The organism is Psychrobacillus sp. INOP01 (genome assembly GCF_018140925.1).
Taxonomy (GTDB): Bacteria; Bacillota; Bacilli; order Bacillales_A; family Planococcaceae; genus Psychrobacillus.
In genome coordinates, this window is the sequence record NZ_CP073315.1 from 4,186,882 (window position 1) to 4,212,938 (window position 26,057).

The window sequence follows — 26,057 nt, forward strand, 5'->3', positions numbered from 1 at the left end:
ATTCACCTATTGTTTATTGAGTAGAGCTATTCATGCTTTCCGTTTAAGTTTGTTATATTTTTCACCATAATTTTTTCGTTTTTTAGATCGATTTCACCATTAAAATGAAAGCCGAATTTTTGGTATAAGTGAATCGCCGCTTTATTTTCTTCAAATACACTCAAATATATTTGAGTACATGAAAATTCAATGACTAGTTTCTGTATTAATGCATTCAGCATGATAGTTCCATAACCAAAACCTTGATATCTGGAATCGATTAAAAAACGATCCAGCCATACTCGACCATTTTCAGTTTCTTCAGGGAACAACCCATACATGGCAAATCCAACTAAACAGCCGTCAGTATAGAGACCAACTGGTTTAAAGTTAGTACACTCCTCTGCTTCCTTCATACATTGTTCAGTAGATTCGATAAAAGAAACTTGTAACTCCCCAACACTTAACTCTAATATATTTTGAACATTTTCTTGCGTTACGTCATGAATGGTTATATTCATGCCTATCAAATCCTTTCTTTTTAGTGCAAATAGACACGAGTAAGTGGTATAGTTACATCCTAAAGTATCCGGTAACCATATAGTCAAGGGGAAGATGAAAAATGAGCGAGAATTTACGCAAATATTTTACGACAGGTGAATTCGCAAAGTTATGTAATGTGAAAAAACAAACCTTATTTCATTACGATGAAATTGGGCTTCTTTCACCAGAAATCAAAAATGAAAAAGGATATCGTTATTACTCCTATCATCAATTTGACGTTTTTAACGTTATTGAACTTCTAAAAGAGGTGGACATGCCTTTAAAAGAAATTAAACTGTTTTTGAAAAACAAGACCCCTGCAGAATTGATTGAGCTTTTAAAAGGGAAGACATTGGAAATTCAAAAAAAGATAAATAATTTGAACAAAATACAAAAGATAATCGACACAAAGATAGCTCTAACGGAAAATGCATTAAGGTTGGATTTCAATCAAATTAGATTAGAGGAACAAGAAGAGGAGTTATTATTTTTAAGTGACTCTATTTTAGATTGTTCTGATCGTTCTTTTTTAAAGTCTGTTTCCCAATTCATAGATTTTTTATACAAAAATGAACTCGATATTGGCTATCCAATCGGTGCGATTGTTAGTAAGGAAAAACTACTAGAAGAAGATTATGACAATTACTCTTACTTGTATACGAAAACAGAGGACAATGTGGAAAGTGTTTCTTTCTACACGAAACCAAAAGGATTATATGTCGTCGCTTATCATGTAGGGAATGATAAAAATATTTCCAAAACTTATAAAAAAATTATGAAATTTATCGATACACATCATATAAAGCTTGGAAGCTATTCGTATGAGGAATATGTATTAGATGAAATCTCTGTAAGTGGCAATGATCATTATGTCACCCAAATCATGATAAAAGTGGAGGAAAAGTAACGTGAGCATCCTCTGATAGATTCACCTAAAGACATAGACAGACTTGTGCTGTTAGTAGAGGTGATGAATAAGAACAATGAAAACCATATCGGTTATTGTGGAGCATCACACAAAAAGCCCACTTCCAACGAAGTGGGCTTTTTACTGTAAACACGTTGATCAGATATGGTTGCATTGCTATTGGCTGCATTGAGTGCTTGAAGATAAAGAAAGATTATAAATAGGTCATCTAATCTATTTACTGAGAAATTCTAACGAAATGTGTTTTTTCGGAATAGTTCTATTATAATAAAGAGAGAAAAAATAGAAAAAGGAGAGGATTATTATGAACGAGATATCTAATATACACACTGATTTTATACGAGTTGTTCGGAAAAAATTTTCAGATCTCATGCAAGATACAGAAAAGGCTGTTGAACAAATGGAGGAAACTACACTATTTTGGACTCCAAATAATCATTCAAATAGTGTAGATGTTATTATCAAGCATATGAGTGGAAATCTGATTTCACGTTGGACGGACTTTTTGACTACAGATGGTGAAAAACCAACTAGAAATCGAGATGGCGAATTTGAAAGTACAATACAAACTCGTAAAGAATTGTTGGAAATTTGGTCTGAAGGTTGCCAAGTATTTTTAGATGCATTAGATATTATTAAATCAGAAAATTTGCTTCAAACCATATATATTAGAAATGAACCACATACTGTCATGGAAGCTGTTATTAGAAGTCTTTCACATACGTCCTCCCATGTAGGTCAGGTGATTTACATTGCCAAACAAGTGACTGCTGAAGAGAAATGGACAACATTATCTATTCCCAAAAAACAAAGTTAGAAGTGGAGGCATAGTATTTTGGAGCTAGGATTAGGAAGTAACGAAGTAAAGTTATTACCCTACACAAATGAATGGAAAGAAGAGTTCAACAGAGTGAAGCTGGAAATAATGGATGTTACAGGATTTGAAGGAGAACGAATACAGCATATAGGAAGCACCGCGATAATTAACATGCCTGCAAAGCCAATCATAGATATATTAGTAGGCGTAGATGATAAAGCTAAAGTAGACAAAGCTCTATTCAATGAATTAAAAAGTATTGGATTTCTAAGACTCCGAGTCGAAAGACCAGGTGAAATAGTTTTTGCTAAGTTTACAGATGATACATACGAAGTAAAAACTCATTTCATTCACATGGTTGATTTTGATAAAGAATTATGGAAAAATCAACTATTCTTTCGTGATTATTTAAATTCAAACGATGAAGCTCGAGATGAATACCAGATAATCAAAATAACAAGTGCCAAACAAAAGGATATTAATATAAACACGTATACAGATTTGAAGGAACCATTTGTAAAAAGTATATTCACTAAGCGGATAAACTAGGGGATGAATTGAAATGATAACTAATTTATATTTCGTTCGACATGCGCACTCCAATTATTCAACGGATGAATTAGGTAGGCCATTGTCAGAGCAAGGATTGGTCGATGCAAAGAAAATAACTGATCTATTAAAACGAGAAAATATCGATGTAGTTGTATCAAGTCCTTATAAGCGAGCGTTTCAAACCGTTGAAGGAATTGCTAATCATTTAAAATCTGAAATAGAAATTATTGATGCGTTCAAAGAACGAATTTTGTCCGAACAACCAGTTGCAGATTTCAAGGAAGCAATGCTACAAGTATGGTCTGATTTCGACATTTCACTACCGGGTGGAGAATCTAATCATAATGCTCAAACTAGAGGTGTCCGTGCAACAAAAAAGATTTTAGGGAAATATGAAGGACAAAATGTCGTAATAGGGACCCATGGAAATATAATGGTTTTAATCATGAATTACTTTGATCCTATCTATGATTTTGGTTTTTGGAAGCAGCTAGAAATGCCTGACATCTATCAGCTCACTTTTTATGAACAGCAATTGATAACGGTGAAAAGAGTGGATAAGGAATCGAGTAAAAATAGTACTGGCTTTACTATTTTTAAACGATCTGAAATACAAACCAATTTTCAAAAGGTGGATCTCGAACTTAAAAGAATGATTGGAACTATAACATTGCATGATAAGGTGATATTGACTATTGAAGTAGATTTATTAAATGATTTTATGAAGGTAAATGGTGAAGCGAAACAATTGGAACAGATAATGAGTGAAAGAGGTTTAGATATGGAATATATAGAAATGTTAAAGGAAATGACTAGATTTTTTGTAGAAAATCAAATCACGGAACCTCAAAAATATTATGAAAAACTATCAAAATAACATATTTTTTATATGATAAAAGCCTAAAACAGAACGTATGTGTGGTATAATTAGATATATAGATTGATAATCTCATGGGTGGACGGCACAATTTTTACTTTCTGTTTGACGACTGATACAGAAGGGGGTGCTGCTTTTGACGATATTTGAATCGCTCGTAATTATGATTAGTTTTTCTACGCTAATCATCGCTTTGATTACGCTGACCTTTTCAATGACACGAAAAAAGTAATCCACCTATGAGTTAGCGCTCGGATGGATTACTTAATCTACTTTGCCGACACCCTTGAAGGGAATCAGTCTATTTTACCGATTGGATGCTACTAACATCCGGTCGGTATTTTATTGTATACCTGTATTTCCTTTATTATACCAACTATCCTGAAGGGAATCAATGGAGTAGTTGATCGCAACCATATCTCTTCTTCTTTTTTTATGACACATCTCATTGTTTAATCAAAATCAAAGTCCTCTTCTTGTTCTATTTTAATAATTACTCCTGTTTTCGCATGGACTTCCACTTCAAAAATCTGGTTGCCTGATGTCATGATGTATACTTCGTAAACAAGCATGCCATTTTCCATATCTAAGTCCACATGCACAATTTGTCCAGGGACTCTTTGTAAGGCTATATTCATTGCTTGTTCTAAAGTGATCCGCTGCCCATACACTGGATTTACCACTATTGAAAACCCTCCTTCTCTTGTTATAACCTAAGTTATGCAAATAGGGTGTAAAATGATAAAAATATTTGACAATTGAAAGTATTCCTACTATCATAATAGTTAACTTTTATGTTCGGAATACAGGTAGAAGATGCTAAGAGTAGTGTCGCCTAAGAACAGATGAGCTGAGATTAGTTTAGTATAGCTGAGAAATTGTTTGAATAAGAATAGTAGCTTGGGCGGACAATTAAGAGAGTCAGTGGTAGGTGTGAACTGATTTGTTGCTGATGCGAATGGGCTTATGAGAGCTTCCTCGAGAACATTAAGTGTTTTAGAGGTAGACGTGTTTCCTACGTTACAGGAGCTTAAGTGGGAGTGTTACACTCCAACTAGAGGTGGCAACGCGGTCAATACCGTCCTCTTCCAAGGGATTTTTCTGAAATCCCTTGGAAGAGGACTTTTTTTATTTAGCTAGAGACGAGCAGAGGAGAGATTGAGATGAGAGGATTTACAGAGAAAGTTGAGAAGAGCGAGAATTTAGTGTATGAGGAAATGATTATAGCTTCTAAATTAATGTTTGCGGAAGATACAGAAGTACAATATATTGTCGATTTTTTAAGAGCCCTTTCAAAAAAAGGAGAAACATCCATAGAGGTTGCAGCACTTGCAACAGTTATGAAGTCCTTTGCGATTAACTTAAACGAGCCAGATGGAGATTATATGGACAATTGTGGTACTGGTGGTGATGGCTTAAATAGCTTTAATATAAGCACAACGTCGGCATTTGTGTTAGCTGGTGCAGGAGCCACAATAGCAAAACACGGCAATAGAAAAATTTCAAGTAGCGCTGGCAGCTCCGATGTATTGGAGGCATTAGGAATCCATACAACAATTACCCCTGAAGCATCAATCGAATTACTGAAGCAAGAGGGACTAACCTTCCTCTACGCACCAAATGTGCATCCAAAATTAAAGAGAATTGGAATTGCCCGAAAAATGATAGGAAAGCCGACAATTTTCAACTTGGTTGGACCGTTAACTAATCCTATTAAATTACAAACACAATATACGGGGATTAATCGATTAGACTTCACGATGGAATACGCAGAGGTATTAAGGATTATAGGGAGAAAAAGGGCCATTGTTGTTTGTGGTGCTGGTGGGATGGATGAGGCATCTCTTGCAGGTGTAAATCAATTGGTATTAGTAGATAACGGAGATTTAATACCCTTTAAGCTAACGCCAAATGACGTTGGTTTAGCTTCTGCTCCTATTTCTGCAATAAGTGGAGGAGATGGTCACACGAATGCCAAAATACTACGCAACGTTTTAGAAGGAGAAGCAAGTCCTTATTTAGATACGGTCCTCTTTAATAGTGGAATCGGATTATTTGCGTCTGGTATCGTTAGCTCCATTCAAGAAGGAGTTAAGATGGCAGCAGAATCTATCCATTCAAGAAAAGCATTAGAAAAACTAGAGGCCGTAATTGCTTTCAGTAAACAATCTGTACGGCATGAGGTGGCATTATGACAACCATCCTAAATAAGATATTGGATGCTAAAAAAGGTCAAATTCAAGAGTTATTAAAGCATTCCATTCCAGAACAAACTGTTTCATCTGTTAGACCTTCTTTATTTGATTCACTTTATCAATCTGAATGCTTGCAAATAATTTCTGAGATTAAACGAGCGTCGCCTTCAAAAGGAGTGATTGCTGAAGGAGTTAATCCTGCAAAGCAAGCGTCTCAATACGCAGAAGCTGGTGCTGCATGTATTTCTGTATTAACAGATACACCTTTTTTCCAAGGAACATTTGATGATTTAGCTATCGTTGCTCGCACTGTGTCTATCCCAATACTTTGTAAAGACTTTATCATTCATCCAATTCAAATAGATTATGCTAGGCATGCAGGCGCATCAGTTGTGTTACTGATCGTTGCGGCACTAGAACAAGAAAAACTTTCATCTTTATATAAATATGCGGTAAGTAAAGGTCTGGAAGTCTTAGTGGAAGTTCATGATTCGGTGGAGTTAGAGCGTGCTTTACAACTGGATGCTAAACTAATCGGAGTTAATAACCGCGATCTTCGAACATTTCAAGTAGATTTGTCTAGAACTGCAGAAATCGCAGCTATCTTTCCATTTGGAGAAGAACGTATGCTCATAAGTGAAAGTGGTATTTGGGATTCCGCTGATGCTAAAAAAGTAGCTAGCTATGGTGCCGGTGCAGTACTTGTAGGAGAATCGCTGATGCGTAGTGGAGATGTTGAAAATGCTCTTCGAAGCTTACAGGTAAAACGGGAGGTAATTATCTCATGACGAAGGTGAAAATTTGTGGGCTAATGGAGAAAGAACATGTGGAAATAGCCGTTCGCGCTGGTGCAGATGCAATTGGTTTTGTCTTTGCTCCGAGTAAGAGAAAAGTATCAATTGCGAAAGCGCACGAGCTAGCTAAAGTCGTGCCTTCTGGGGTTTTGAAAATAGGAGTTTTTGTTAATCCATCAAAAGAGGAATTATTAACCGCAATCCAAGAGGTTCCGTTAGATTATATACAATATCATGGTCAGGAAACTCCAGAGTTTGTACAAACAAACGATCTTCCATCTATTAAAGCATTATCGGTTCACAATGAAGAGAACGTTCTTCAGGCGAAAAAATACGAGACGGATTTTTATTTGTTTGATGCACCAGGAACGGATTATCAAGGCGGTAGTGGTGAAGTATTTGACTGGAAATTGATGGAGGTTAACAATATTCCAACTGAAAAAATTATTCTAGCAGGTGGGTTGAACCCAAACAATGTAAAAGATGCTATTAAGAGAGTAAATCCTTTTATGGTTGATGTGTCTAGTGGAGTAGAGCGTAATGGAAGTAAAGATAAAGATCTGATTCAATCATTTATACGAGCTGTAAAAGATGGGGGTGTGGAATAATGGTTAAAACAACAGAGCAACAAAGAGTTGGTAGGTATGGTAGATTTGGTGGCCAGTATGTTCCAGAAACGTTAATGACTGCTTTATTAGAGCTTGAAAATGCCTATGAGGATGCTATTTGTGATACAACTTTTTTAGATGAAGTAGATTACTATTTAAAAGATTATGTTGGTCGTGAAACACCATTATATTTTGCGGAAAGACTAACAAAAGAACTTGGAGGAGCACAAATTTACTTAAAAAGAGAGGACTTAAACCACACAGGTGCACACAAGATTAATAATACAATTGGTCAGGCATTGCTCGCAAAACGTATGGGGAAAAAGAAAATCGTAGCGGAAACAGGGGCTGGACAGCATGGTGTAGCAACCGCAACTGTTTGTGCACTCTTTGACTTAGAGTGTGTTGTTTTCATGGGAAAAGAGGATGTGCGTAGACAGGAACTAAACGTATTTCGTATGGAATTACTTGGTGCAAAAGTTGTTTCCGTGGATCAGGGATCAGGCACACTTAAAGATGCAGTAAATGAGGCACTTAGATATTGGGTTTCAAATGTAGAAGATACCCACTATATATTAGGCTCTGCGCTTGGTCCACATCCTTTCCCTAAAATTGTTCGTGATTTCCAACGGGTAATTGGAGTTGAAACAAGGCGGCAAATCGTAGAAAAGGTTGGGAAATTACCAGATGCTGTAGTCGCTTGTGTTGGTGGTGGTAGCAATGCAATCGGTATGTTCCATCCATTTGTGGAGGACAATGATGTTGCTTTGTACGGCGTAGAGGCAGGTGGAAGTGGAATTTCTACTGGACTTCACGCAGCAGCAGCTGCCGAGGCTAATGAAGGCGTATTACACGGAGCTTATATGTACATTTTGCAGGATGATAATGGTTTTATAAAGGAAGCACATTCAATTTCAGCTGGTCTTGATTACCCTGGAGTAGGTCCAGAGCATTCCTACTTACATGATATTGGTCGTGTGAAATATACTTCTGTAACAGACTCTGAAGCCTTAGAGGGTTTACAGCTATTATCGAAAAAAGAAGGCATAATACCGGCTCTTGAAAGTGCCCACGCTATTCATTTTGCTTCAGAGCTGGCAAAAGAAATGTCCCAGGATGAGATTTTAGTTATTTGTTTATCTGGCCGAGGGGATAAAGATGTCCAAACCGTTCGAGATGCGTTAGGGGTGAATGACAATGGCTAAAGCAAAACTATTAAATGCTATACAATCAGTAAATTCTCAAGGTGATAAAGCATTTGTTGCATATATAATGGCTGGTGATGATGGCCTAGAGACATTAAAGTCTAAAATATTATTTCTTCAAGCAGCAGGAGTTACCGCGATTGAACTAGGTATACCATTTTCTGATCCTGTTGCAGATGGGCCAACCATTCAGCAAGCAGGTGAAAGAGCGCTTGCAAATGGCACAACCCTGCGTTTAATCATGCAGGAAATCGAGACTTTTTATAAAGAGGTAAGTGTACCACTTGTTCTAATGACGTATTATAATCCATTGTTAAGTTATGGACTGGAACAGTTTGCACAAGCATGTGATAAATTAGGAATAGCGGGATTAATCGTCCCAGACTTACCGGTGGAAGAAACGGTAGAACTCCACAAAGTACTTGCAGATACAGATGTTGCATTGGTTCCACTTGTTTCTTTAACAAGCCCGCCAGAACGTATTGCTAAGATTACGTCTTCTGGTGAAGGTTTTATCTATGCAGTTACAGTTAATGGAATCACAGGAGTTAGGGATGGATTTGGCAAACAATTGGAGCAGCATTTTACTAACTTGTTAGAGCAAAGCAATATACCAGTACTAGCAGGTTTTGGAATATCTACACCGGAACAAGTTAAAAGCATGGGGGCATTAGCTGATGGCGTGATCGTAGGAAGTGCTATAGTAGATGCTTTCCACCAAAATGAGTTGGAGAAAATTACTGCGTTAATACAAGCTGCAAAAATGAAAGTGGTAAATTAAATTCTAAGGAGCAGCACATGTCTTGAACTATAGACGAGTTGCTCTTTTTATTGAAGATAGAGTAGCCTTTATAGCTAATTCATCAAACAATGGTGGTTAAGTGAATGAAGAACAGCTAACATAGATTCCATTCTAGTGGACTATTTGCGGGTTGGATTTGCCATACCTAATAAAATATAACAAAGCCTAAAACTAAACCCCATCCGAGAGTATATAACTCAAAGAATGGGGTTTGTCATTTAGCTATTTATGCCTTTTTAATAAATACGGACATGATCAATCCTATGATTGCTAGAACTAAGCCAAATATAAAGGCATCTTGAACACCAGCAGTTAATGACGCACTTACTGTATCTGGATTCATTGAGTCTGTCGCATTCTTTAAATAATCGTTTTGAGACGTTGACATAATTGTAATTGCAACGGCCGTTCCAATTGCACCGGAAACTTGTTGTAATGTATTCATCAAGGCAGTTCCATCCGGATATAGATTTCTTGGAAGCTGGTTAAGTCCATTCGTCTGAGCTGGCATCATAACCATTGATACTCCAATAAATAGAACGGAGTGCATAATAATAACCATAGTTATAGAAGTGTCCACAGTGATATTGGAAAGCATCCATAGCATGATAATCATGATGATAAATCCAGGAGAAACAAGTCCTCTTGGTCCATATTTGTCAAATATACGACCAGTTAAAGGAGACATAAAGCCATTGAGTACTCCACCTGGTAAGAGCACAAGTCCTGCTGTAAATGCTGCTAAAGCAAGTCCTGTTTGCAAGTATAATGGCAATAGAATCATTGACGACATGATTATCATAAAGGTGATAAATACACTTAATAATCCTAACGTAAACATTGGGAATTTTAGGACACTTAAGTCAATCATTGGTGTCTCCATTTTAAATTGTCTTACTGAGAATAAAGCTAGGGCTAAAAGACCGACAATGATTGTAGCAATAACTATAAAACTACCCCAGCCCTTTTCTCCTGCACTACTAAAGCCATAAACAATTCCGCCAAAACCGATAGTTGATAAAATAATTGATAGTATATCTATTTTTGGTTTCGTTACAGTCGTTACATTTTGCACGAATTTTATCCCAAACAACAAAGCGATTAGAAGGAACGGTAAACAAATCCAAAAAATCCAATGCCAAGTAAGCTGCTCAAGAACCAAACCTGAAATGGTTGGACCAATCGCTGGTGCAAACATGATTACCAATCCCATAATTCCCATTGTTGCTCCTCTTTTATGAACCGGGAAAATGAGTAAAATAGTATTGAACATTAGAGGTAATAATAATCCTGTTCCTATTGCTTGTATAACTCGTGAAAGTAGTAATATTGTAAAACTCGGTGCAAGTGCTGCAATGAGTGTTCCTACAATAGAAAATAGTAAAGAAGCGATAAATAATTGTCGTGTAGTGAACCACTGCATGATGAACCCTGAGACTGGTACTAGTATCCCTAGTGTTAATAGGTATCCAGTTGTTAGCCATTGAACTGATGGTGGACTAATACCAAATATTCCTATTAAATCTCCAAGTGCCATATTCAATGCGGTCTCACTAAATAATCCGACAAACCCAGCAATTAAAAAGGAGATTAAGATAGGGGTTGTTTTAAATACTTGTTTTTCTTGCTGTGTTGCTTTTTCGATCATGAACAAATTCCTCCAATAAATAACTATATAGACCTTACAGATAATACATTTTCTGATAAATTTAAATTTCTTTCCTCAATAATAATGTTATTTGCATTTTAGCAACTTCAAGCGGTCTAATACTTTTATTTGTTAAAGATAATAGAATAGCACCTTCTATCATTAAATTTACAGTAATACCCAGGTCCGTTGCTTGTTTTTTGTCATATCCGGATTGAAGTAATTTCATCCTATAAATAGCCTGCCATTCTTCAAAAGCTAGTTGGCAAGCCATTCGGATAGGCTCACTTGTGGAATGTGTTTCTCCCGCGATTGTACCAATAGGGAAGCCTATGTTATCACTTTTTATAATGATTTCGGATAAATGTTCCAGATGTGTTTGAAATGCTTGGATAGGATCTTGAATTTTATCAAACAACTGTTGGATTTCGTTTATTACAATATCTTTTGTATGATTAATTGCTGCAATTGCTAACTGCTCCTTACCTTTTGGAAAGTAATGATAAAGAGAGCCTTTTGGAATTCCACTTTCCTCTATAATGTCTTTAAGTCCAACACCATAGTAGCCTCTTAACCGAAAAAGTCGGGATGCAGTTTCGATTAGAACATCTTTAGAATTATTTTTTGTGGACACTTTTAAATCACCTCATAAATTATACCAACCGGTCTATTAAACTAATATAAAGAAGTGAACATGCTTTGTCAAAAATTATTGGCTCTTTTAAAGGGAAAAGTTAATTTATCGTAAAATGTATTGTGGCACCTAGCATACATCTGATTAAATCAGTTTCACTAAAACTGGATATTTATGTTAAAATAAGTGTGGACTGTAGGTAAAGTAAATGTTGATAAGAAAGAATAGACTGAGTTGCAGAGTATAGCTAATCTATTGGTTGCTACAAGAATTGTTGTTTGTATATTGCTATTTTTCTTAGCTAATTTTACTGTGTGTGCCATCATACTATGGGTTTTATTCGCTAGGGCACTTACAAAAAAGAAGAAATAAAAGTCTTACTTAAGTGATTGTTCAATAAGAACAGTCGCTTTTTCTTTAACGCAGCAGTTTATCTGAATAAGAAAAAATATATATAATGTGTCGATGTAGAACTAAAATATACAAAAATCAGGAGGTAATTATATGGCGAAATTTATCAATTATACAACAAAACCCCCTAATAACTTTGAACAATTACTAACCTTATATGAATCTTTAGGATGGAATTCACTTGAATTAACGAGTAATGATTTGGAACGAATGTGCAATCAAAGTTGGTTCGCCATTTACGCATTTGATGAAAAACAATTAGTGGGTATGGGACGTGTTATTTCAGATGGTGTAATTACTGGAGTAGTTTGTGGATTATGTGTTCTACCAAGCTATCAGTCCGAAGGAATAGGCAAAGAAATGGTGAATCGAATTATTCAACATTGCGAGCAAAATCGGGTAATTCCTCAACTAATGTGTGTCGAAAGTTTGGAACCATATTATGAAACCTTTGGGTTCAAGAAATTTACCATTGGCATGTCAAAAAATATAAGTAGATAGATATAATTTGATGTTTAACTAACAGGTGCTTTACTTCAAGAAGTAGTAAAGCCTTTTTCTTATTGAACTATTGCACCAGGTTAGTTGAAGAAGGAATAAATCAGGATTCATTAAAAAGGAGGGATTTTTTGAAAAATATAGAGTTAGAATATAAGGTAGTTGGCAGTGGGAAGACTATACTTATCCTAGAAACAGGAATAGGTGGTTCGTTTTATAACTGGTATCCTTTTATACAAGAGATTAAAGAAGACTTTACGATTGTTATGTACCATAGGGCTGGATACGGGAATAGTCCAGTTTCAAAAGAACTTCGAACAACTAAAAATATTGCTGAGGAACTTTATGAACTTGTTAAAAGAATAGGTATCACTGAAAAATTTGTTCTAATTGGTCATTCTTTTGGAGGCTTGTGTGTACAGCAGTTCTCAAAAATGTACCCTAACAAAATAAAGGGACTAATCCTTATAGATTCTACTTCATATAACTTTAACAAGTTATACAATCTGGATATACCTGTAATGAGTTCCCTAATTTCAATAGATAAGATGGTAGACAATAATATGGAGAACTCTAAAAAATCAAAAGAGGAGCTGAATCGTAAATTCAACAATATGATTGTTGAATACGAGAATATTTTACCTTACAACGAAGCAAGAGATTATGAGGAATTGATTACAAATCCCCTCTTTTTTAAGACAATTGCTAAAGAATTTGAAAACTGGGGAATAAGTAGCGAAAGCATAATAGAATTGGGCGATTTCCCTAACATTCCACTAATAGTAATCGCCAGAGATAAAGAAGTATCAGTAAAGTCTTTTGTTGAACATGACATACCTGTGGAAGAAGCAGTTTTATATGAAGAGGCTTGGCGGGAGTTACAGATAGAATTATCTCTGTTGTCTAACAGAGGAGAGTTAGTAATTGCAGAAGGAAGTGACCATGACGTTCACTTAGATAGGTCTGATATTATAATTCAGAGTTTAAAAAGATTTTCATAACAGGAACTCCTGTTCGATAAATGAAATTAAAACTACTCCATTCCAACTAGCTGGCGCTTTCATAGCGCTTATTAAACTAACGGTGCAGTTTAGTTTAACAACAAAGGAGTTTAAACTATGAAGAAACACTTGTTTATACTATTTTGGATAGGAATGAGCTTGGTTGGCTGTAATCAAGAAGAAACAATAGAACCACCAAAAGAAATACTAGCAGAGTCACCACAAACAGAACAAATTGAAGAAAAAACTTTTACAGTTAGAGAACGTATAAAAGTTTAAAAGAAGTTGTTAAATCTGATGAAATAAAGGCTGCTACCGAAATAATTGAAAACGCTGAATGGGATGAAAATATTAGATTGGATATGGCGCATCCTGCTGAATATCGTTTTAGCATGAATTCGATTAACTACCAAATCTGGGTTACTCCATATAGAGATAGACTAGAGATAATTGCTATGGGTCAGTCAAAATATATTAAACTGCCAATAAAGGACTCAGAAATTTTATATAAAATAATTACTGGAAAAGAACTTTAAGGTAAAACAGTTATTCAACTAATAGGTTCTTTAGCAGTACGAGGCTGTCAAAAGACAGCCTTTTCATTTCTTCTCTAGAAATTCTGAAATGTATAATTATAATACGTTCTTTTATTGTTAATACAAGTAACAATTAGTGGGAAACTTTGCTGCTTATCCAGTAAACACCTGGTCGTATGGGTAACGATAATGAACATTTTTTGGCTTCATAAGTATGAAAAACAAAGTTAAAGGACCAATTCGTCCAACAAACATTACTATGCAAAGTAATACTTCACCTATATCGCTTATTTGGGCTGTGATTCCCATGGACAATCCAACGGTTCCAAAAGCTGATACCACTTCAAATGCTAGTGGGAGGAACGGAATATTTTCAGTGATTGTTAATATAAAGATAAATGAAAGAACAATAAATAATGCAATTGTTGCAATCGCTAAAGATCGTATTACTGTATCTATACGAATAGACCGGCCCAACAACTCTGGTTCCTTACGTTGTCGTAAGAAGGAGAATGTGGCTAGAATTATAACCATAAAAGTGGTTAGCTTAATTCCCGATGCAGTAGATGCACTCCCAGCCCCAATAAACATTAATATCATTGTGAAAAATATAGTAGAATCCTCCATATCACCATAATTTATTGTATTAAATCCTGCGGTACGAGGGGTTACTCCCTGAAAGTAGGAAACAAGGATTTTATCAGACAAAGGCATATTACCAATTGTTGCTATATTCCCATATTCAAGTAAGAAAACTACAACTATGGCTATACCATTAATAACAATTGTCCCGATGATCATCATTTTCGTATGAAGTGACCATTGTTTGAATGACTTTTTCTGCTGAACATCAACTATAACGGTAAAACCGATTCCGCCAAGGATAAATAGCGCAGATAATACTATAATTACGATTGGATCATTTGCGAAGCTGATTAAGTTATCTGGGAATAATGCAAAACCCGCGTTATTAAATGCTGAAATAACATGAAATATACTTAAATATAGCCCATCCTTAAATCCAAATGAGGGTATCCAATGTAAAGTCATAATTAGCACTGCAAAGAGTTGGACCGATAGAACAAAAGATAAAATTAGCTTTACTAACTTTATGATGCCACCTATTGAGTTTTGATTGAGTGACTCTTGCAAATAGATACGGTTTTGTAAACCTATTTTCTTCCTTAGGAGTATAAGTGTTGCTACGGCGAATGTCATTAAACCAATCCCGCCGCATTGAATAAGAATCATTAATATAACTTCCCCAAATACTGTCAACGTTGTACCTGGATCAAAAACGCTGAGTCCTGTCACTGTAGTTGCCGATGTAGCGACAAATAATGCATCTGTCCATGATATAGGTACCGTAGTTGCAAATGGAAGTTTTAAACAAAATGTCCCTACAATTATTAATATCAAGAAACTCCCTGCAATAATTACAGGTGGTGAAATTGATTTTTTTTTCTTTTTAGTTACAAACATAATTACACTTCCTCCTAAAAAATTTAAAATCGTTTTATTCACTTTATAAATAAAACGACTTCTTAAAATTGGTAAGGAACTCTTAATACCGCTACATCACTAGGGTAAATTGTTTTGGCCTTGATTAGTCAAATCGACTGATTAGGAAGAATATTATGGCACCAATTTATTAGAAATAATGTACCTTTAAGTAAGTTGAAGCCTTCGTTATATTACACTATTTTCATAAAGCTAAAGGGATTCTAAAAAATCTTCTTACAAATAAAAACATTATTTATTTTTATTAAATCTGTTTTTTTACTATGAAATTTATGTGAAGTAACAACAAAAAAGTCCACAAGGCATCGAAAAATAGCCTAGTGGACTTTTATCATTCTCACTAGTTCAAATTCCTCCCTCATAACGCTTACGGAGTTAGCTGTCGGGTTAAGGATAAAAGAGTATCCTTACCTACAATTGTAGGATTCACCCCAAGCGGCTGAGATGCCACGATTAAATGGGTCCCCCGTTCCAAATGGATTAAGCGATTTAGAAATATGAAACTGAGAGTAATAATACTCCTATGTTTTCAATTTGTACATACATAATTTTCTTAACTGGTCATATTCTTTTTACGTTAAATTCTGGACAGTAAGTATTGAATAACGGATTAAATAAAACATTTGATAGCAAATCAAAAGTTTCATCCTTCTCTCTAAAGACATATTAGCTTTGTTTAACTATTACTGAAGTTGTTTACTTGTTCCATTCCCTCAGGTTTTCTCGTTGTATAGATATTTGTTAGTTATTTGATTTACATTTCATAAGTAGGAGAAAAAAGCATAACAGGTCATTCACACAACATATATATATATTTGTATAAAACAAAATGGAATGGAATGCTTTAAGTAAATATATGATTAGTAAGTGTGAATAGTGAAAATTATTTCTTCCTTATTTTCTTGAAATATTCTATGAGTTCTATGTTTATTTAATTTTCATACCGTTATATTAAAGTAGATTTGAAAGAATATAAGAAAATGTAAAACAATATTACTAAACTCAATTGAAATATAAATGTCAGTCTATGGTGATCAATAGCGAGCAATAAAAGGAGATGACCAACATTGGAAGTCGAAAAGGGTCAGACTATCAGTATGTTTGAAAGAATTAATCGTGTTTTGTTTATAATGTTGGGAGCACTAATTACAGCTATTGGTTTAGAAGCGGTCCTGATTCCAAACAATATAATTGATGGTGGTATTACTGGTATATCTATCCTGTTGTCTCATTTAACAGGATTCTCGTTAAGTCTATTCCTATTCGTTCTAAATATTCCATTCATATTTATTGGATATAAGGAACTTGGAAAGTCATTCGCATTTAGTTCTGTAATTGGTATCACAGTATTGTCAATTGCTACTACCTTATTGCACCACATTCCAACTATTATTTCAGGAGATACCATGTTAGTTGCAGTATTAGGAGGTATCATGATTGGTTTAGGGGTTGGTATTGTTTTACGAAAAGGTGGTGCTTTAGATGGTACCGAAATTTTAGCTATTCTAATTGCAAAGAAATTCCCATTATCGGTTGGGGAAGTTATTATGAGTATTAATGTGTTAATATTCTCATTTGCAATGTTAACTTATGGTCTAAGGGGTGCTTTATGTTCGGCTATAGCTTATTTTATAGCTACGAAGGTAATAGACATGGTACAAGCTGGTTTTGACGAATCTAAGAATATTATGATTATTAGTAAAAATTCGCGAGAAATTGGTGTCGCTATTCAAACAAGTTTAGGTCGAGGTGTTACATATGTAGTAGGTGAAGGCGGACAAACCAATGAACGTGTTGAAATAGTTTTCTGTGTTATTAACAGGTTGGAAGAACCTGAACTTAGAACACTCATTAAGACAATTGACATAAATGCTTTCGTAGCAATTAATGGTGTTGTAGAGGTGCGGCAATATTAATTCTACCCTACAGAAGAGACTTGAGGATTCTGATTTATCCAGATCCCAATTTGAAGATAATGAAAACAAAGTTCTAAAAGAATATATGGGAGTGGATTGTTCTATTTAGCTAATTTTTACTAACTGGTCCTTGAGTCGAAGTAGTTGTAAAGCTTTTTTTTTATTGAACTCAACAGGTTGGTTGAACAAGCAATTTGGTGGGTAAATTAAAAAATGGTAGTGAAGTCATATAGAACATCATCTGAATTTTGTTAAGAGCGATATAGAAACTCTATTAAAGTAATTGGATAATGTAGTTTTCTTCAGCGCTAATGAAGGGATAGATTATATGGAACACGATTGGGACAAAGCTATTGGTTCTCTTTCTAAAATTAAAGTTTTTTCAAATCCAAATAACGAGCCTGTAACCATAAGTGGTGACGCTGATGATTTGAAGTGTATAGGAGTCGGGACAGATGCGGCCGTTTTTCAGTCTCTTTTCGCCCCAACTTATGCATTTAAATTATATGCCAAGGACAAAGTAAACAAAGTAAAAGTTGAAGCAAATGTTTATCGAATATTAGGAAATTCACCTTTCTTTCCAACATGTTTTGCTTCATACGACGAATACCTCGTTTTAAGTTACGAGGAAGGAAAAACTCTCTTTGACTGCATTCTACAAGGTATTCATATTCCAGAACAGGTGGTAAATGATGTGGAGGATGCAAGAGAATTTGTTCGCAATAAGGGTCTTAACGCACGTGATATTCATTTGAAAAATATTTTACTACAAAACGGAAGAGCAAAAATAATTGATGTCTCTGAATACACACTTCCAGGTAATGATTTTCGGTGGGAACATCTAAAAAAAGGATATGAGCAATACTATCATTTAATAGATGGGAATTCTGTTCCGTTTTGGTTAGTAGAAACAATTCGAAAGTGGTATAACCAGCGTAGTAATTTTTCTTCATATGAGGAGTTTACAAAAATTGTATTGAAACTTCTGTATAAAAAATAGGAGAATTAGCCACTTCTATACAAAATATTGTGCAAGTATACAGTTTGTTGGACTAGGAGGTGCTTTACTTTAGTAAAAGTAGAACTTTTATTCTTATTCAAGTAACACAGGAGTTTAGTTGAAGATTATGATATTAATTTTATACAATTGATGGTCGGGAATTTGGTGTTAGTGATAACGGGTGCTTTAGGTAGACAAGACCATCATTTCGATGGTCTTTTTTACGTTCAAAACATCAAGATCATTTCGACGATACAATGTAAAATGTTAAACTTCAACAAACGCAGCAGTTTAGTTGAAGAAGGAATTCTCATAATTTTATAGAATAGAGATATATTATAGTTATGAAAGACTTGTTAAATAATACATAATACTTAAAGGGTGACTAAACTTTGGGTTCAAGAATAATGCACTTGGTTATTGCTAATAGAATAGCAGAGAGTCTATTGATAGAAGATAGAACGTCATTTTTACTCGGAGGCATTGCACCAGATGCTGTTTCAACTAAAGACTTTTCACATTTCTTTAAAGGTGATGTACAAGATTATTCAAGAAGTGTTGATTATAAAGGTTTTTTGTATAAATATAGTTCGCGAATAAAAAGTAATTATATATTGGGATATTTTATACATTTAATCGCTGATGATATATGGCTAAAAGGTTTTTATCTTCCTTGGTTGAAAAACAGAATGGAAGATAATAAAGAAATACTTAATCAATACCATAATGATTTCCGATTATTAAATGGAAAATTATTAGAATACTATAGTTTTACCGATGAATTGAGAAACTCGCTTAGTAATTTTCCTACAATAATAGATTTGGAAGAGGTTAAGTCTGAAGATGTTGAAAATTTAGTTCCATACGTATTAGGCGAAATGGAATATGATAAGGAAGTTATAAATGAAAAACTTAATGTTTTTACGTTTGATCAGATAGTTGGTTATATAGAGACATCAGTTGATATGGGTTTATTAAATATAAAACCTTTTATAAATTAATATCACTTTAATTATAATTTTCCACGAATAGGTTGTTGCACTAATGGGTGCTTAAGTGAACCAAGACCATCATTTCAATGGTCAATTTTACTAAAACATCAAGTGGATTTCGGTGATCCATTGTGAAATGTTACACTTAAACTAACGCAGCAGGTTAGCTGAAAAGGGAACTCCATTATAAAGTTATTTTTACCGTTTAAAAGGAATAGTTAATTATTGAATTAATGAGAGGGAGAGATTAAATGTTTCCAATATTAGATACAGAAAGACTAATATTAAGAGAACTAACAAAAGAGGATGCGGAAGGTATTTTTGCTTGTTTTTCTAACGAGAATGTAACACGTTATTATGGACAAGAAACATTAGATAATATAGAACAAGCAGAGAAATTCGTTGATTTTTTTTCAAAAAACTACAATGAAAAAAGAGGCATACGGTGGGGAATTGAAAGAATAGGAACCAAAGGTATTATTGGAACAATTGGCTTTAATGCTTGGTCTCCTAAACATAAAAGAGCAGAAATAGGCTACGAAATTCATCCAGAGCATTGGAGAAAAGGATACACTTTTGAAGCAGTATCTAAAGTGCTTTCATATGGCTTTGATGTTATGGATTTAACTCGAATAGGTGCCGTTGTATTTATTGACAATGATGCATCTAATAAGTTATTAACTAAAATCGGCTTTCAAAAAGAGGGAGTATTGAAGAAATATATGTATCAAAATGGTATAGCATATGATACCTATGTCTATTCATTACTAAAGAATAATAAATAAGCATCTTCAGCTAACGGGTGCTTTAATTAAACATGACCATCATTTTCGATGGTCTATTTTTACGTCCAAAACATCGAGTAAATTTCGAAGTTTCCAGGATACAATGTATATCTTAATTTACTAAGCATTTTGTTCAATAAGCATTGAAATAAATACAAGGAATAGCCGAGTTCATTGAACTGGGTTATTTATTTTTATTAACCGAAGCCTTCAGTAATAATTAATCTGAGTTTTCTGGAAAATAGGTACAAAAAAACTGTCTTTAATTAAATCTTACTAGATTTGGAATTCCATTCAATTTCTTTACTATTTTTTTTTTCGAATTGTGCATCCTAAACAGCCTCACCGTCGCCTAAAAGGTAGAAACAAAAAAGGGGGTTTTCCTCATGGAACAGAGAACATTGATGACACGGATTCGGAACGGCGAGGACGAAGCTTTTGCTCAACTAGTCAACCCCTTGATTGAAAAGGGATACAGGACCAGTTTTAGTATTTTAAAATCGAAGGAACAGGCAGAAGAGGTTGTCCAAAATGCGTTGATTGAGGCATATCGGAACATCATGAGTGGAAAGGATATCACCTATTTCAACACCTGGTTTTATAAATTGGTCACCCATCGCTCAATCGATGCTTGGAGAAAGAATGAGCGTCTGAAGGAATCACCGCTTGAAATTGACGTGGTGACAGACAAACATGGCGTTATAGAAAGCGTGTTAAAAGAGGAAAAAGAAAACGAGATTAAAAAGGGCATATCATCCCTTGATAACAGCGACTACCAGAACGTCCTTATCCTCTACTATTACCAAGAGCAAGCAATTCAAGAAATCTCAGATTTGCTTGGACTGAAAAATTCGACGGTCAAATCCCATCTTCGCAGAGCAAGGAACGCTCTGAAAAAAAGATTGATTGAAAATCAGTTTATAGGGGTGAATTCACAATGAGAATCGATGAATCGTTGAAAAAAGAAATCAAAGAAGAGATGGAAAAAATCCAGGTACCATCTTCCATGTACGAATTTGCCAAAAACATTAAGGAAGAGTCGGAAAAAAGAGCGGATTTTGAAAAATCGCCAGAAAGAAAAACAGTTTGGAAGAAATCCCAGTTTGTCGTTGCAGCGGTTATCAGTCTTGTCGTCCTAACTGGTTCTGCATTCCTGAATCCAACTATGGCGGAGGTAGTATCAAAAATCCCGTATCTAGGACAAGTATTCCATAAACCGATACTTGAAGTAATTACGGAAACGTTGGAGAAGGAAGGGTATAAAACAGCAGGTATCGGTATGGGCATCTGGGAACAGAAGCCACACTTTGACATAGGGCTGAAGGGAACGGAAGAATACGTCAATCAAGAAGAGGACAAAGTCTTAAATATTTTGACTGAAATTTTGGAAAAAAGAGGGTATGATAACTACGAGTTAAAGGTTTCTGACACGAATGAGGTACCTCCCGCGCAAAAAGAGATAGATAAAAATAGAGAGGAACTAGGCGAGAAGTTGATGTCGGACTTGCAGGAAGCAGGATTCCCGATAATGAATGTTAACGCATATAGCCCTGTAGTCGAAGTGTACATCCCGATAGCAGATGAAGCTAAGAAAGTAGTAATTTACAAGGCCGCGATTGAACTTTTAAAAGCAAACGATACACCGAAACAGGTACAGATAATAACTCGAGACGTTACGGAAGAAGAAATTAGGCTTCAGTGGATGCCAATCATGAGGAGCATTGAAGATGAGTTATACCTAAAAAAAGAGTACCGGGTAGCTGACATTAGATATTCCTTCAAGCCTGTAAAAGTGTCTATTACCATCATGACGAACATGAAATCATCGGATGTAAAAGATAAAGAGACGGTGACTAAAATCCGAAAAGGAATAATAGAATTCCTAGATAGCGAAGAAATAAAAACAAAGACTGAGAATCAGAAATATGAGCTAATTATCCAAGACAAGAATGGCAATGATTTTCTTTTTTAAAAAACAAACATAATTACACACGTAGTAGAGCAACGTCTTTTAGACGTTGCTCCTTTTACATTTAAAAGTACTTTTGATAATAGGATTAATCTCCCATGAGTGCTACTCGTATTGAGTGCGACAGTCTATGATACACCGTGGTCGTTGGAGTCAGACTAACGGGTGCTTTAATTAAATATGAACATCAACTAGATGGTCTAATTTTCTAAATTAAAAAGCCACTATCAAGTGACTTTTGAGAATTAATTTACTTTATAATATATTTTATATAACTCTTTTCCCTAACCAATGAGCAAATAAAACAAGGGGAATTATTAGAAAACCAAAAGGTAGACTTATAATAATAATCTTCCACGTTATGACTTCATTTACTAATAAAGCTTTATATAACACTAAACTGTATGGAAGTATGATTATTAACGATGTTATCGCTCCTGGAGTTATGGAACGGAAAAATATTGCTTGTCCAATATGGGTAAATGCATGGATGAAAAAAGTTAATGTTACTGCTGTAAAAAGATAGATATTAGCAAATGCTCCGTGAGTTAAGTATTGGTTAGCCATAAATGTAGAACTGCTAACAAATAAAAATATAATTAATACTGCAAAAGCAAATTGTGCAGTGGACATAGAAAATTGTTTAACTACTCGATCAGCTAATTTTTGGGGTAATCTTTTATAAACTTCATGTCTATTCTTATTTAGCCAACTTTCTACCATAATAATTTCTTCGAAGTCATGAAAAATAAAAAAAATAGGAAACAACCAAATAAGAGTTTGAACATTTATCCATTGATCCATACTTCTACCTCTTTCATTCATATTTAGACTTAGATTAAAATATGAAATTTTATAACAATTATACCAAACATTAATTTAGTAGTTATATATTAAAAGTGCAATTGAATTTGGACCTTATTAAACTAACGGGTGCTTGAGTAAAAGATCATAGGTTGATTAAGCGATTCTTTATTCTTATTGCACTAATGAAGCAGATTGGCCTTTACTAGCAATGGCACCTGAAATGATGTCTCCATTTTATAGGCATTGGATTTATTCATGGTTGCCAATGCGGTTTATGATAGAAGGTTTACGAAATTTATTCTTCTTTGGTGAAGGGTTAACTTGGAACACTTCACTTTCTGTGCTTGTTTGGATAGGAGTGGTAAGTATGATTGTCATAATTGCTTCTACTTTAAAACGTAACAAAGTGAAGGAAGAAAAATTGGATTCCGATATAGTTTAAAAGTGTTTACCTTCATACAATGTTGAAAAGCTTTATCCAAAAGAGTCGTTTTTCTTATAGTGAAACGACTCTTTTAATCAGTTTGTGAAAAATATACTTAAAGTAACGGGTGCATTAGTTAAACATGACCATCTTTTCGATGGTCTATTTTTATGTCCAAAACATCAATTTGATATTGGTGATCTATTGTGAAATGTTACACTTAAACTAACGCGGCAGTTTAGTGGAAAAAGCTTAGGCTATAATTGAGGAAGAAAAATTAGTTAGAGAGGTGATTTTATTGAGACTTCCTAAAGGTATTACAGGATTTATTGATGATATTGAGGAAGTGATAGACGGACAACAATTTAAAAAAATTTGTTATGAAGTATTGAGAGAGGCTAAAGGAGAAATTCTTAAATGGGAGGGGCCTCTCTATCCACATAATTACTTTAAAGTTCAAATTCGTATAAATGAAGAGTTATTTTATATTCTTTTAAATGAATACTATCCATATCTTGCTTTTGCTAAAAAATGGGAAGACGTTGTGATTGAGTTTACGGATTTACCAACATTAACGAGAGGCTTCAAAGAATATTATACTGTCCTCACAAAAAAGGTATTAAATTTGCCATTCTCCAAAAAGGAACATGATTTAGATGAAGTTGAGTTGAGACAGGCTGCCTATTGGCAACCCCGTTCAATCGGCGAAGTAATTTTCAACTGTTGGGATTAAAGAATAAACGATAGTTGAAAAGTAAAATTAACTAAAATAATAGGCAGTATTCAAACATGACCATCAATTCGATGGTCTATTTTTACGTATAACACAAAGTAGATTTCGGTGACTCAGTGTGAAATGTTACACTTAACGTAATGCAGCAGGTTAGTTTAATAAGGATGAAGAATATACATAAGTTGGGGAGGGGTACTTAAATACAAAATACGTGGTTTTCATTTGTGCATACTAATTTCGTAGAATGAAACTTTCAAAATGGTTCTTCTAATTATCGTAAAAATAGGGTTTGAAAAAATTAAGTATAAAGCTCTTCAATTTTTGAAGATAGCATAACTGAAGTCGTACCTTTGAAACTGCTTGAAGTCGGAGAAAGACTGCGACCTGCACCATTTAATCTACATGCAAGTACCACCCACATGATAATTCCCAATGAATGATTTGTGAAGGTTGTTGAATGGGCTGAAAGAATAGTTACTTTTTATAATAGAAATAAGCAAATAAATAGAAGAAGGTGTTTATAAGTGTCTGATAAAGCACGAGATTCCATTGAGAGTTATATAGATTCACCAGAAAAACTAAAGAGCTTATATAGACGTGTGTTGTTTGTTGTAAGTCTATCACAAATCTTCGGAGGTGCAGGGCTTGCTGCAGGAGTTACAGTAGGTGCCCTATTGGCTCAACAAATGCTGGGGACTGATGCTTATGCAGGAGTGCCGGCAGCTTTATTTACTTTAGGTTCTGCAGGAGCTGCTTTAATTGTAGGGAGACTTTCACAACGATATGGACGCCGTACAGGTTTATCAACAGGTTTTATTGTAGGTGGACTCGGTGCGATTGGAGTGGTGATTGCTGCCATGATGAGTAGTGTAATTTTATTATTTGCTTCCCTACTGATTTATGGGGCAGGGACTGCGACAAATTTACAAGCTCGTTATGCAGGAACTGATCTAGCAAACAAAAAACAACGAGCAACTGCTATTAGTACTACGATGGTTATGACAACATTCGGTGCCGTTGCAGGGCCAAATCTAGTAGAAGTTATGGGTGAATTTGCTAGTTTCATTGGTGTTCCGTCACTTGCAGGTCCATTCATATTATCAGCTACTGCATTTATCTTAGCGGGACTTGTACTTTTAATTATGTTACGTCCCGACCCATTAGATATTGCAAACAGGATAGCAGCCTATAAACAAGAATATGAGTGTGTAAATAAAACGGAGTCTAATGATAAAGCAAAAAATAATAGAGGTTTAATGGTCGGTGCCATGGTTATGGTTCTTACCCAAATTGTAATGGTGGCAATTATGACTATGACACCGGTACATATGACACAACACGGTCATGGTTTAGCCGAAGTTGGAATTGTTATTGGTTTTCACATTGGGGCAATGTATCTTCCCTCACTTATCACAGGCGTCCTTGTAGATAAAGTGGGTACAACAGCTATGAGCATAGCCTCGGGCATTACATTGTTATTCGCTGGATTATTAGCAGCATTCGCACCAAGCGATTCAATGATTCTTTTAGTAATTGCACTTTCTTTACTTGGATTAGGATGGAACTTTGGCTTAATCAGTGGTACTGCTCAAATAGTTGACTCTACAGATCCTTCAAAACGTGCTAAAACTCAAGGAACACTTGATGTTTTTATTGCATTAGCAGGAGCCTCTGGCGGAGCTCTTTCAGGAATGGTAGTAGCTAATACAAGTTATACTACATTATCTTTGAGTGGTGGACTTTTAGCCTTATTTCTCATACCTGTTATTATTTGGTGGCGTAAAGGCTGAGCATGATAAAGTCTATAAAAATAATCTACCTACTTCTAATTGAATATAAATAATAGAGTCCACTATCACATGTACTGACAGTGGACTACTAA

At 34.9% G+C, this 26,057-nt stretch carries 27 protein-coding genes, 1 pseudogene, 1 riboswitch and 1 other annotated feature; of the genes and pseudogenes, 22 read left to right on the forward strand and 6 right to left on the reverse strand.

Annotated elements, in window-relative coordinates; genetic code table 11:
- Positions 1-26 precede the first annotated feature (26 nt).
- On the reverse strand, positions 27-587 hold the full coding sequence (locus tag KD050_RS20545) for a GNAT family N-acetyltransferase (RefSeq protein WP_370627151.1): 561 nt from the start codon (positions 585-587) through the stop codon (positions 27-29).
- 14 nt (positions 588-601) lie between these two features.
- Between KD050_RS20545 and KD050_RS20550 the strand changes: the two genes are divergently transcribed.
- The 5 genes from KD050_RS20550 to KD050_RS21585 all read left to right on the forward strand — a co-directional run bounded on the left by KD050_RS20550 (position 602) and on the right by KD050_RS21585 (position 3,928).
- Positions 602-1,429, forward strand: a complete 828-nt coding sequence (locus tag KD050_RS20550) for a MerR family transcriptional regulator (RefSeq protein WP_211894141.1) — start codon at positions 602-604, stop codon at positions 1,427-1,429.
- Positions 1,430-1,754: 325 nt separating this feature from the next.
- Complete coding sequence (locus KD050_RS20555) at positions 1,755-2,267, forward strand: DUF1572 family protein (RefSeq protein ID WP_211894142.1); 513 nt, start codon at positions 1,755-1,757, stop codon at positions 2,265-2,267.
- 18 nt (positions 2,268-2,285) lie between these two features.
- Positions 2,286-2,816, forward strand: a complete 531-nt coding sequence (locus KD050_RS20560; RefSeq protein WP_211894143.1) for a GrpB family protein — start codon at positions 2,286-2,288, stop codon at positions 2,814-2,816.
- Positions 2,817-2,829: 13 nt separating this feature from the next.
- Complete coding sequence (locus KD050_RS21580) at positions 2,830-3,696, forward strand: histidine phosphatase family protein (protein WP_211894144.1); 867 nt, start codon at positions 2,830-2,832, stop codon at positions 3,694-3,696.
- Between the two features lie 127 nt (positions 3,697-3,823).
- The gene (locus KD050_RS21585; RefSeq protein ID WP_370627152.1) at positions 3,824-3,928 is read left to right on the forward strand and encodes a putative holin-like toxin; all 105 of its coding nucleotides are present in this window, start codon (positions 3,824-3,826) and stop codon (positions 3,926-3,928) included.
- A gap of 220 nt (positions 3,929-4,148) precedes the next feature.
- Here the strand turns inward: KD050_RS21585 and KD050_RS20570 are convergent, their stop codons facing one another.
- Positions 4,149-4,379, reverse strand: coding sequence for a PepSY domain-containing protein (locus KD050_RS20570; protein ID WP_235753867.1), 231 nt, complete (start codon positions 4,377-4,379; stop codon positions 4,149-4,151).
- 190 nt (positions 4,380-4,569) lie between these two features.
- Positions 4,570-4,785 (forward strand) — a binding site (T-box leader).
- A 74-nt stretch (positions 4,786-4,859) separates the two neighbouring features.
- On the opposite strand from KD050_RS20570, the gene trpD reads away from it, so the two are divergent.
- The 5 genes from trpD to trpA are packed head-to-tail and all read left to right on the forward strand — an operon-like array spanning position 4,860 to position 9,279.
- Entirely contained in the window at positions 4,860-5,891 is a 1,032-nt protein-coding gene (trpD, locus tag KD050_RS20575) for an anthranilate phosphoribosyltransferase (RefSeq protein WP_211894145.1), read from the forward strand.
- On the forward strand, positions 5,888-6,679 hold the full coding sequence (gene trpC / locus KD050_RS20580) for an indole-3-glycerol phosphate synthase TrpC (RefSeq protein WP_211894146.1): 792 nt from the start codon (positions 5,888-5,890) through the stop codon (positions 6,677-6,679). Before trpD ends, trpC begins: the two co-directional genes overlap by 4 nt.
- Positions 6,676-7,293 (forward strand): phosphoribosylanthranilate isomerase, encoded by a 618-nt coding sequence (locus KD050_RS20585; RefSeq protein WP_211894147.1) that lies wholly within the window; start codon positions 6,676-6,678, stop codon positions 7,291-7,293. Before trpC ends, KD050_RS20585 begins: the two co-directional genes overlap by 4 nt.
- The gene (trpB, locus tag KD050_RS20590; protein WP_211894148.1) at positions 7,293-8,498 is read left to right on the forward strand and encodes a tryptophan synthase subunit beta; all 1,206 of its coding nucleotides are present in this window, start codon (positions 7,293-7,295) and stop codon (positions 8,496-8,498) included. The genes KD050_RS20585 and trpB overlap by 1 nt, the downstream gene beginning before the upstream one ends.
- Positions 8,491-9,279 (forward strand): tryptophan synthase subunit alpha, encoded by a 789-nt coding sequence (trpA, locus tag KD050_RS20595; protein ID WP_211894149.1) that lies wholly within the window; start codon positions 8,491-8,493, stop codon positions 9,277-9,279. The genes trpB and trpA overlap by 8 nt, the downstream gene beginning before the upstream one ends.
- Positions 9,280-9,526: 247 nt before the next feature.
- Here the strand turns inward: trpA and KD050_RS20600 are convergent, their stop codons facing one another.
- Positions 9,527-10,948 carry a DHA2 family efflux MFS transporter permease subunit gene (locus KD050_RS20600; protein WP_211894150.1) on the reverse strand — a complete coding sequence of 474 codons (1,422 nt, stop codon included), beginning with the start codon at positions 10,946-10,948 and terminating at the stop codon, positions 9,527-9,529.
- Positions 10,949-11,009: 61 nt separating this feature from the next.
- Positions 11,010-11,582, reverse strand: a complete 573-nt coding sequence (locus tag KD050_RS20605) for a TetR/AcrR family transcriptional regulator (protein ID WP_211894151.1) — start codon at positions 11,580-11,582, stop codon at positions 11,010-11,012.
- 504 nt (positions 11,583-12,086) lie between these two features.
- On the opposite strand from KD050_RS20605, the gene KD050_RS20610 reads away from it, so the two are divergent.
- The 3 genes from KD050_RS20610 to KD050_RS20620 all read left to right on the forward strand — a co-directional run bounded on the left by KD050_RS20610 (position 12,087) and on the right by KD050_RS20620 (position 13,771).
- Complete coding sequence (locus KD050_RS20610; protein WP_211894152.1) at positions 12,087-12,494, forward strand: GNAT family N-acetyltransferase; 408 nt, start codon at positions 12,087-12,089, stop codon at positions 12,492-12,494.
- Between the two features lie 128 nt (positions 12,495-12,622).
- Positions 12,623-13,492 carry an alpha/beta hydrolase gene (locus KD050_RS20615; RefSeq protein WP_211894153.1) on the forward strand — a complete coding sequence of 290 codons (870 nt, stop codon included), beginning with the start codon at positions 12,623-12,625 and terminating at the stop codon, positions 13,490-13,492.
- A gap of 117 nt (positions 13,493-13,609) precedes the next feature.
- Positions 13,610-13,771, forward strand: a complete 162-nt coding sequence (locus tag KD050_RS20620; RefSeq protein ID WP_211894154.1) for a hypothetical protein — start codon at positions 13,610-13,612, stop codon at positions 13,769-13,771.
- Between the two features lie 410 nt (positions 13,772-14,181).
- Here the strand turns inward: KD050_RS20620 and KD050_RS20625 are convergent, their stop codons facing one another.
- On the reverse strand, positions 14,182-15,510 hold the full coding sequence (locus KD050_RS20625) for a TrkH family potassium uptake protein (protein ID WP_211894155.1): 1,329 nt from the start codon (positions 15,508-15,510) through the stop codon (positions 14,182-14,184).
- Positions 15,511-15,897: 387 nt separating this feature from the next.
- Positions 15,898-16,046, reverse strand: a riboswitch (cyclic di-AMP (ydaO/yuaA leader).
- Positions 16,047-16,616: 570 nt separating this feature from the next.
- On the opposite strand from KD050_RS20625, the gene KD050_RS20630 reads away from it, so the two are divergent.
- The 6 genes from KD050_RS20630 (at position 16,617) to KD050_RS20655 (ending at position 22,214) form a co-directional block, all read left to right on the forward strand.
- Complete coding sequence (locus KD050_RS20630; RefSeq protein WP_235753868.1) at positions 16,617-17,465, forward strand: YitT family protein; 849 nt, start codon at positions 16,617-16,619, stop codon at positions 17,463-17,465.
- 328 nt (positions 17,466-17,793) lie between these two features.
- Positions 17,794-18,465: a serine/threonine protein kinase gene (locus KD050_RS20635; RefSeq protein ID WP_211894156.1), complete on the forward strand. Its 672-nt coding sequence runs from the start codon at positions 17,794-17,796 to the stop codon at positions 18,463-18,465.
- Positions 18,466-18,857: 392 nt separating this feature from the next.
- Entirely contained in the window at positions 18,858-19,466 is a 609-nt protein-coding gene (locus KD050_RS20640; protein ID WP_211894157.1) for a zinc dependent phospholipase C family protein, read from the forward strand.
- A gap of 242 nt (positions 19,467-19,708) precedes the next feature.
- Positions 19,709-20,242 carry a GNAT family N-acetyltransferase gene (locus KD050_RS20645; RefSeq protein WP_211894158.1) on the forward strand — a complete coding sequence of 178 codons (534 nt, stop codon included), beginning with the start codon at positions 19,709-19,711 and terminating at the stop codon, positions 20,240-20,242.
- A 386-nt stretch (positions 20,243-20,628) separates the two neighbouring features.
- A complete protein-coding gene (locus tag KD050_RS20650; protein WP_211894159.1) occupies positions 20,629-21,183 on the forward strand; it encodes an RNA polymerase sigma factor in 555 nt (184 codons plus the stop codon).
- A complete protein-coding gene (locus tag KD050_RS20655) occupies positions 21,180-22,214 on the forward strand; it encodes a DUF4030 domain-containing protein (RefSeq protein WP_211894160.1) in 1,035 nt (344 codons plus the stop codon). Before KD050_RS20650 ends, KD050_RS20655 begins: the two co-directional genes overlap by 4 nt.
- 264 nt (positions 22,215-22,478) lie before the next feature.
- Here the strand turns inward: KD050_RS20655 and KD050_RS20660 are convergent, their stop codons facing one another.
- Complete coding sequence (locus tag KD050_RS20660; protein WP_211894161.1) at positions 22,479-23,015, reverse strand: HXXEE domain-containing protein; 537 nt, start codon at positions 23,013-23,015, stop codon at positions 22,479-22,481.
- A 199-nt stretch (positions 23,016-23,214) separates the two neighbouring features.
- Here KD050_RS20660 and KD050_RS20665 point away from each other — a divergent pair.
- From KD050_RS20665 to KD050_RS20675, 3 genes and pseudogenes are all read left to right on the forward strand, one after another.
- Positions 23,215-23,460 (forward strand): annotated as a pseudogene (locus KD050_RS20665) (phage infection protein); the annotation flags it as partial.
- Between the two features lie 280 nt (positions 23,461-23,740).
- Positions 23,741-24,175 (forward strand): hypothetical protein, encoded by a 435-nt coding sequence (locus KD050_RS20670; protein WP_211894162.1) that lies wholly within the window; start codon positions 23,741-23,743, stop codon positions 24,173-24,175.
- Between the two features lie 524 nt (positions 24,176-24,699).
- Positions 24,700-25,965: an MFS transporter gene (locus tag KD050_RS20675; protein ID WP_211894163.1), complete on the forward strand. Its 1,266-nt coding sequence runs from the start codon at positions 24,700-24,702 to the stop codon at positions 25,963-25,965.
- The last annotated feature ends 92 nt before the right edge of the window (positions 25,966-26,057 follow it).